The sequence below is a fragment of the Kitasatospora sp. MY 5-36 genome, from assembly GCF_001182915.1.
Lineage (GTDB): Bacteria > Actinomycetota > Actinomycetes > Streptomycetales > Streptomycetaceae > Kitasatospora.
In genome coordinates this window covers 1-8,975 of the sequence record NZ_LFVW01000007.1, presented here as the reverse complement: position 1 = coordinate 8,975, position 8,975 = coordinate 1, and the positions used below count along the sequence as shown (strand labels likewise).

General features: G+C 73.5%; 1 protein-coding gene. It reads right to left on the bottom strand.

The genetic code is table 11. The annotated features are described in order from the left end of the window. A partial coding sequence (locus tag AE652_RS00345; protein ID WP_369808241.1) for an amino acid adenylation domain-containing protein occupies nucleotides 1-8,973 on the bottom strand: 8,973 nt, incomplete at its 3' end. Nucleotides 8,974-8,975 lie beyond the last annotated feature (2 nt).

The following is an 8,975-nucleotide window of genomic DNA, read 5'->3' as shown; positions in this document are numbered from 1 at the left end:
CACGACGAGCAGGACGTGCTCCGACGGACCGGTACTGAACAGCCAGGACCGAATGGGCAGTTCAGTCGAAAGGTCGAAGGCGTACCGCGCGGCCTCGTCCAACTCCCGGCGCAAGACTGCCGGTTCGACCTCGCACACCTCGAACGCCGCCCGGACCCCGGTCAGCACCCGCTGGCACGGCTCGCCGTCCACCTCCGCGAACACCGTCCGCAGCGACTCGTGCCGGCCCACCACGTCATCCAACGCGGCCGCCAACGCACCCCGATCCAGCACACCGGACAGCCGCATGGCCAAGGGCATGTTGTACGTCGCCGACGGACCCTCCAACCGGTGCAGGAACCACAACCGCTGCTGAGCGAAGGACAACGGCAACCGCTCCGGCCGCACCCCCGCCACCAGCTCCGGCCGCGCCACCGCACCCGAAGCCAGCCGCTCGACCAGCCCCGCCACCGTCGGCGACTCGAACACCGCACGCAACGGCAGCTCCGCCCCCATCCGTTCACGGACACGGCCCATCAACCGCATCACCAGCAGCGAATGGCCGCCCAGGTCGAAGAAGTCGTCGTCGATCCCGACCCGTTCGACTCCCAGCACCTCCGCGAACACCTCGCACAGCGCCGCCTCACGCGCCGAACGGGGCCCCCGGCCGCCCTCCGACACCAGGGCACCGAAGTCGGGCGCCGGCAACGCGGCCCGGTCCACCTTCCCGTTCGGCGTCAGGGGTATGGCGGGGACGGCCGTGATCAGGGAGGGGACCATGTACTCCGGGAGCCGCCCGCGCAGTTCCCCGGCGATCGCGGACGGGTCGAACCCGGTGCCGGGCTCGGTCACCACGTAGGCGACCAGACGGACATCGCCCTCCCGGACGGTGTGGACGACGACGGTGGCGTGCGCCACTCCGGCGCAGCGCCGCAGCCCCGACTCGACCTCGCCCGGTTCGATCCGGAAGCCCCGGATCTTGACCTGGTGGTCGGCCCGGCCGGCGAACTCCAGCAGGCCGTCCCGGTTCCAGCGGGCGAGGTCGCCCGTGCGGTACATGCGGGTGCCGGCCGGGCCGTACGGGTCCGCCACGAAGCGCTGGGCGCTGAGCCCCGGCTGCCCCAGGTACCCGCGCGCCATGCCGGCGCCGGCGACGTACAGCTCGCCCACCACGCCGGGCGGCACCAGGCCGAGGCACTCGTCGAGGACGTACACCTGCTTGCCGGTGACCGGCCGGCCGATCGGCAGGGACGGCTCGGGGTCGTGGCCGGGCGCCATCGCGTGCAGGGTGGCGAAGGTGGTGGTCTCACCCGGTCCGTAGCCGTTGACCACGGTGAGGTCCGGGCAGGCCGCCATGACGCGTCGCACCGGGCCCTGCGGGACGACCTCGCCGCCGGTGAAGACCTGGCGCATGGACGCGAAGCAGTCGGGGTGGTCCTCGGCCATCGCCTTGAACAGTCCCGCGGTGATCCACATGGAGGTGATGCCGTGGTCGCGGACGATGTCGCGCAGATGCGGTCCGTCGAGCGGCACGTCGGGGGCGATGACGACCCGGCCGCCGAGCAGGAGGGGCATCCACAGCTCGAACGGCAGGGCGTCCCAGGCGGTCGGCGAGTGGAGGAGCACCCGTGCGGGGTACCCGCCGACCACGGGGTCGTCGGCCAGGGACGTGATGTCGGCGTGGGTGAGCCCGATGCCCTTCGGGGTGCCGGTGGATCCGGACGTGTAGATGACGCAGGCCAGTCGGTCGGGTTCGGGGGACGCTCCGCGGTCGCCGGCGGGTGGGGCGGACGGGGCGGACGGGGACGTGGACGGGACGTGTGCGGCGTCGTCCTGGACGAGCAGCACCTGGTCCCCGGGCACGAAGGCCGGGACGCGGGTCGGCGAGTCGGTCAGCAGCAGGTTGACGTCGTTGTCCGCCCACATCCTGCGGACCTGGCTCTCCGGGTACCGCGCGTCGAGCGACAGGTACATTCCGCCGGCCTTGACCACGGCCAGCACCGCGACCACGAAGCCGATCGACCGCGGCATGGCGATGGCCACCAGGCGTTCCGCGCCGACACCACGGCCGATCAGCTCGTGGGCGAGGCGGTCGGCCCGCTCGTCGAGCTGGGCGTACGTCAGCCGGGTGCCGTCGGCGACGACCGCGACGGCGTCGGGGACCCGCTCGACCTGCGCCCGGAACGCCGTGACCAGGCTGCGCGCGGGCAGGTCCGTGTCGTTCCGGCCCGGCAGCAGCTGCCGGCGCTCCTCGGGCGTGAGGATGTCGACCTGGGCCACCGGCAGTTCCGGCCGCGCGGTCAGCCCCTCCAGCAGCCGCACCCACCGGTCGAGGAGCACCTCGACGGTGGACCGGTCGAACAGGTCCGTCGCGAACTCGGCGACCCCGCGCATCCCGCCGTCAGGGTCCTCGGCGAGGCTGAGGGTGAGGTCGACCCGGGACACGCCCGTGCCCACCGGCTCCGCCACCACCTCCAGACCCGGCAGTTCGAAGCGGGCCTGCTCGGTGTTCTGCAAGGCCAGCATCACCTGGAACAGCGGATGCCGCGCCGCCGACCGCCGGGGGTTCAACTCCTCCACCAGGTACTCGAACGGCACATCCTGATGCGCCAACGCACCCAGACCCGCCTCACGCACCCGACCGACCAGCTCGGCGAACGACGGATCACCCGACACGTCCGTCCGCAACACCAACGTGTTCACGAAGAACCCGACCAGATCGTCCAGCGCCTCGTCCGAACGCCCCGCCACCGGCGAACCGATGGGGACGTCCTCCCCCGCACCCAACCGGGACAACAGCACGGCCAACGCCGCCTGGAGCACCATGAACACCGTGGCGCCATGGGCACGCGCCACCTCGCCGACGGCACGGTGCAGAGCCTGGCTCAGCCCGAACGACGCCGTCTCTCCCGCGTACGAGGCCACGGCCGGCCGAGCCCGGTCGGCGGGCGGGCTCACCTCCTCCGGCAGACCAGCCAACTGGCCCTGCCAATACGCGAGTTCATCCTCCCGTACACCGTCCAGCAGCTCGCGCTGCCACAGCGTGTAGTCCGCGTACTGCACCGGCAGCGGCTCCCACCCCGGCGCCGCACCCTCCAGCCGGGCCGCATAGGCCTCGGCCAGATCACGGGCCAGCGGCGCCATGGACCAGCCGTCGCCCGCGATGTGGTGCAGCACGACGAGCAGGACGTGCTCCGACGGACCGGTACCGAACAGCCAGGAACGGATGGGCACTTCGGCCGCCAGGTCGAAGGCGTACCGCGCCGCGCCCGCCAACGCCGCATCCAGAGCAGCGGGTTCGACCTCGGACACCTCGAACGGCACCCGCACGCCGGTCAGCACCCGCTGGTACGACGCGCCGTCCACCTCCGCGAACACCGTCCGCAGCGACTCGTGCCGGCCCACCACGTCGTCCAGCGCGGCGGCCAACGCACCCCGGTCCAGCACACCCGACAACCGCAGCGCGAGCGGCATGTTGTACGTCGCCGACGGACCCTCCAACCGGTGCAGGAACCACAACCGCTGCTGCGCGAACGACAACGGCAACCGCTCCGGCCGCACCCCCGCCACCAGCTCCGGGCGCACCGCACCGCCGGAGGACAACCGCTCGACCAGCCCGGCCACCGTCGGCGACTCGAACACCGCACGCAACGGCAGTTCCACGCCCAGCACCGACCGCACCCGGCTCACCAGCCGCGTCGCCAGCAGCGAATGCCCGCCCAGGTCGAAGAAGTCGTCGTCGATCCCGGCCCGGTCGACTCCCAGCACCTCCGCGAACAGGCCGCAGAGGATCTCCTCCCGCGGTGTACGGGGCCCGCGTGCCGACCGCGACGCGTAGTCGGGAGCCGGGAGGGCCCGCCGGTCGAGCTTGCCGCTGGAGGTGAGCGGCAGCGCGTCGAGGGCGATGACGGCGGACGGCACCATGTACTCGGGCAGCCGCTGCCGCAGGGCGTCCCGCAGCCCGGCCAGGACGCGTCCGGTCGTCCGGGAGCCCAGGGGGTTGTTCACCAGGGCCGACAGGGGCTTGTCCTGGGTGTACGCCGGTCGGTGCACGTCCGTGTAGACGGCGTCCGCGCGCCCGCCGGGAACGAGTACGGCGTCGAGGGCGTCCGGCGCCCCGGGCGCCCAGGTGGTCAGCACCTGGCAGCCGTGCCGCTCGCCCCACTCGTGCAGGGCCTCCGGGTCGACGGCCTCGGGCGTGTTCCCGTCGGCCCGTCCCGTGCTCAGCCGGGCGCGGAGCCGCTGCGGCGACGCCTCGTGCGCGAGTTCCTCCGCCGCCGCGACCTCTCCGGTCAGCCGGCTGTTGACGAGGCCGGTGACCCGGACCGGCCCGGACCCGGAGGTGAGGGAGTCCAGGCCCGCCAGGTCCTGGAGGCTCGTGAGATCGCGGCCCCAGACGAGTTCCGGCACGTTCGCGAGGGACTCGGCCCGGGCGGTCCCGTCCGCCTTGTGCAGGACGACCTCGTAGCGGTGCCTGGTCAGCTCGTTGTGGTGGACGCCGCGCTTGAGCCGGATGTCGACGCCGGCCACCGCCTCGGGGTGGCGCCGCGCCCAGACGGTGAAGAAGTCCGGGTCGATGACCAGTTCCTTCTCCATGATCACCGCGTGTTCCACGGCCGCCCTGAGCTGCTCGCCGGTGCTGTCCTCCGCCGCGTGGCCGAGGTGGATCCCGGTCTGGAAGGCGCGCAGCGAGCCGCGGTGGCGGACGTCGCCCACGACGATGCGCCCGCCGGGGGCGAGCCGGCCGAGCGCGCCGTCCAGGACCCGGGCCAGGTAGTCGGCGTCGGGGAAGTACTGGATGATCGAGTTGAGGACGACGGTGTCGAAGTACTCGGCCGGGATGTCGTCCACGACGTCGGCGGGCCGGCAGAGCAGCCGTACCCGGTCGGCGAGTCCGGCGGTCTCGCACTGGGCGGTGAGGCGTTCGATCACGGGCGCGGAGAAGTCCGTCGCCCAGTAGGTCTCGGCCCGGGGGGCCAGCGGGCCAAAGAGCAGGCCGGAGCCCACGCCGATCTCCAGGACGCGCCGGGGCGGGCGTTCCGTGATGCGCCGCACCGCGGCGTCGCGCCAGTCGTGCATCTCGTCGAGCGGGATCGGCTCACCGGTGTAGGAGCTGTTCCAGCCGGTGAAGTCCTGGCCGAACCCGGGTGTCTCCGCCCCGGCGCCGCCGTAGACGTCGTCGTAGATCTCGCGCCACTCGTCCACCTGGTCGTCCTCGGCGCCCTCGCCCTCGGGCACGATGTACGCGACGAGCCGCGGGTCGCCCTCGCGGTCCTCGCGGACCACCACCACGGCCTGGGCGACGCCGCTCTGCTCGCGCAGGACGGCCTCGATCTCGCCGGGTTCGATCCGGAAGCCGCGGACCTTGACCTGCTGGTCGGCCCGGCCCAGGTACTCGAGTTGCCCCTCCGCCGTCCAGCACACGACGTCGCCCGTGCGGTACATGCGGGTGCCGGCCGGGCCGAACGGATCGGCCACGAAGCGCTGGGCGCTGAGCCCGGGCCGGTCGAGGTAGCCGCGGGCCAGGCCCGCGCCCGCCAGGTACAGCTCGCCGGGGACGCCCGGCGGCACCGGCCGCAGGCGTTCGTCCAGGACCCGGACCCGGGTGTTGTCGACGGGTCGTCCGATCGGTACGTCGCCGCCGGTGAGCGGCTCGCTGATGGCCGCGACGACCGTGGACTCGGTCGGGCCGTAGGCGTTGACCATGCGGCGTCCCGGCGACCAGGTCCGCACCAGGTCGGCGCCGCACGCCTCGGCTCCCACGATCAGGGTGCGGAACCCGGTGAGCGCCTCGGCGGATCCGGCCGGCAGGGTGCCGAGCACGGACGGCGGGATGAGCGCGTGGGTGATCCGGCGGTCGGCCAGGACGTCGGCCAGTTCGGCGCCGACGAGGCGGTCCCGGCCGCCCAGGACGAGGGCGGCGCCGGCCGCGAAGGCCATGGTCAGTTCGAGGACGGCCGCGTCGAAGCCGGGCGACGACAGCTGGAGCACCCGGGCGTCGGGGGTGACCTCGCACTGTCGCAGCAGGGTGCTCGCCAGGCTCCCGAGGCCCTGGTGGGTGACGACGACGCCCTTGGGCACGCCGGTGGAGCCGGAGGTGTGGATGACGTAGGCCGGGTGGCCGGGGTGCGGCGGTGCGGCGGGCTCCGGGTCGTGGTCGGGGCAGCCGGCCAGGGCGGCGGCCGTCCCTGGGTCGTCGGTGGCCACGGTCTCGGTGCCGTCGTGCAGGGTGCCGACCGTGTCGGCGAGCGCCCGGGTGGTCAGGATCAGCTCCGGGGCGGCGTCGGCCAGGATGTGGCCGACCCGCTCGGCGAGGTACTCGGGGTCGAGGGGGACGTAGGCGGCGCCCGCCTTGAGGACGCCGAGGACGGCCGCGATCTGCTCGGGCGAGCGCTCGTAGAGGACGGCCACGTGCTGCTCGGCGCCGATGCCCCGGGCGCGCAGCCAGTGGGCGATCCGGTTGGCGCGGGCGTCCAGCTCCCGGTAGGTCAGTTCGACGTCCTCGCAGACCAGGGCCGTCGCGTCGGGGGTGCGGGCGGCCTGGGCGGCGAACAGCGCCGGCAGGCTCGACCCGGTGGTGTCGCGGGTGGGGCCGGCATTCCACTCGGTGATCCGCGCGTGCTCCCGCGGGGTGAGGATGTCCGCCGCGCCGATGGGGGCCGCGGGGTCGCGGACCAGGGCGCGCATGAACGCGGTCCACCGGTGGATCAGGGCGTCGACGGTGGAGGCGTCGAAGAGCTCCGTGGCGTACTCGACGTAGGCGTCGATGCCGGCGGGTTCGCCGTTCGCGCCGTGGCTCTCCGTCAGGCTGAAGAAGAGGTCGAAGCGGGAGGTCCCGGTGCCGACGAGTTCCGGGCGGACGTCGAGTCCGGGCATCCGGAACCGGGCCTGCTCGTTGTTCTGCAGGGTCAGGGCCACCTGGAACAGCGGGTGGTGGGCGGTCGAACGGTGCGGGTTGATCTCCTCCACCAGGGACTCGAAGGGGACGTCCTGGTGGGCGTAGGCGGCGAGGCTGGTCTCCCGTACCCGGGTGACGAGTTCGGCGAACGACGGGTCGCCCGAGGTGTCCGTGCGCAGGACCAGCATGTTGACGAAGAAGCCCACCAGCCGGTCGAGCGCCTCGTCGGTCCGGCCGGCGATGCCGCTGCCGAGCGGGATGTCGGTGCCGGCGCCGAGCCGGGTCAGCAGGGCGGCGAGAGCGGCTTGCAGGACCATGAAGACGGTGGCGTCGTGGGCGCGGGCCAGTTCGCTCAGCGCGCGGTGCAGGTCCGGGTCGAGCGCGAAGGGGGTCACGTCTCCGGCGTACGAGGCCACGGCGGGCCGCGCCCGGTCGGCGGGGGCGCTCACCTCCGTCGGGAGGTCGGCCAACTCCTGTCGCCAGTAGTCCACTTGGTGGCCGAAGAGGCTGTCGGGGTCGTCCGCCCCACCCAGGAGGTCCCGCTGCCAGAAGGTGTAGTCCGCGTACTGCACCGGCAGCGGCTCCCACCCCGGCGCCGCACCCTCCAGCCGGGCCGCGTAGGCCTCGGCCAGGTCGCGGGCCAGCGGCACCATGGACCACCCGTCGCCCGCGACGTGGTGCAGCACGACGAGCAGGACGTGTTCGGTCGGGCCGGTGCTGAACAGCCAGGACTGGATGGGCACTTCGGTCGCCAGGTCGAAGGCGTACCGGGCGGCCTCGTCCAACTCCTCGCGCAGGTCGGCGGTTTCGAGCTGCCGTGTCTCCAACGGCACCTCGAACTCGGCCAGCACCCGCTGGCACGGCTCGCCGTCCGCCTCCTCGAACACCGTCCGTAGCGACTCGTGCCGGCCCACCACGTCGTTCAGCGCGGCCGCCAGCGCCGCCGGGTCCGGCTCCCCCGACATCCACAGCGCGAGCGGCACGTTGTACGTCGCCGACGGGCCCTCCAACTTGTGCTGGAACCAGAGGCGTTGCTGCGCGAAGGAGAGGGGAAGGACGTCCGGTCGGGAGACGGGCGCGAGGCGGGTGCGCCGCTCCCCGGTTCCGTGACCGAGACGGAGTGCCAGGGCACCCGGGCTCGGGTGCTCGAACAGCTCGCCGGGCTGGATCTCGGCGTCGAGGACACCGCGGACACGGCTGATCAGGCGGGTGGCGAGCAGGGACTGGCCGCCGATGTCGAAGAAGCTGTCGCCGGGTGCCACCCGGGTGAGGCCGAGCAGTTCGGCGAAGAGCCCGCAGAGGACCGCCTCCCGGGCGTGCGGCTCGTCGGCGCCGAGGATCTCGACGGGGGCGAGGTGGGCCGGCAGGCGGTCGCGGAGCTCCTGGAGCACCTTCGGGGACGGGCCGGGCAGGACGTAGGCCACGAGCCTGGTCTCGGCCCGGGCCGTCGTCCGCTCCTGTTCCGCGGGATCTTCGGCCCGTACCAGGACGGGGATCGCGTGGGAGACCTCGGGGTGTTCGAGCAGCTGGTCGCGCAGTCGGTCGAGCAGACGGCGGCCCCGCTCGTCCTCCCGGCCGCCGGACAGCAGGCCGGCCAGGGAGAACGACTCGGCACCGGTGGCCGCGATCCGGCGCGGGCGGCGTACCAGTCGGCGCAGGACGGAGGGCACCGGCCCGGTGGAGCGCTCGCGCAGGCCGACGGAGTCCAGGCGGACGGGAGCCACCACGGGTCGGCGGGCGCGGATCGCGAGGTCGAGGAGGGCGAGGGCCCGCGGCGTGGGCAGCGGCAGGACGCCGGAGCGCCGGATGCGGCCGAGGTCGCCCTCGTCGAGGCCGGCGGTCATGCCGGACTCCTGCTCCCACAAGCCCCACGCCAGCGAGAGACCCGGCAGCCCCCGGGCCGACCGCTCCTGCGCCAGCGCGTCCAGGAACGTGTTCGCCGCCGCGTAGTTCGCCTGACCCGCGGTGCCCACCAGGCCCGACACCGAGGAGTACAGCACGAAGGCCGCCAGCCCGGGGCACCGCTCCCGCGTCACCTCGTGCAACGCCCACGCGCCGTCCACCTTCGACCGCAGCACCTCCCCCAGCGCTTCCACAC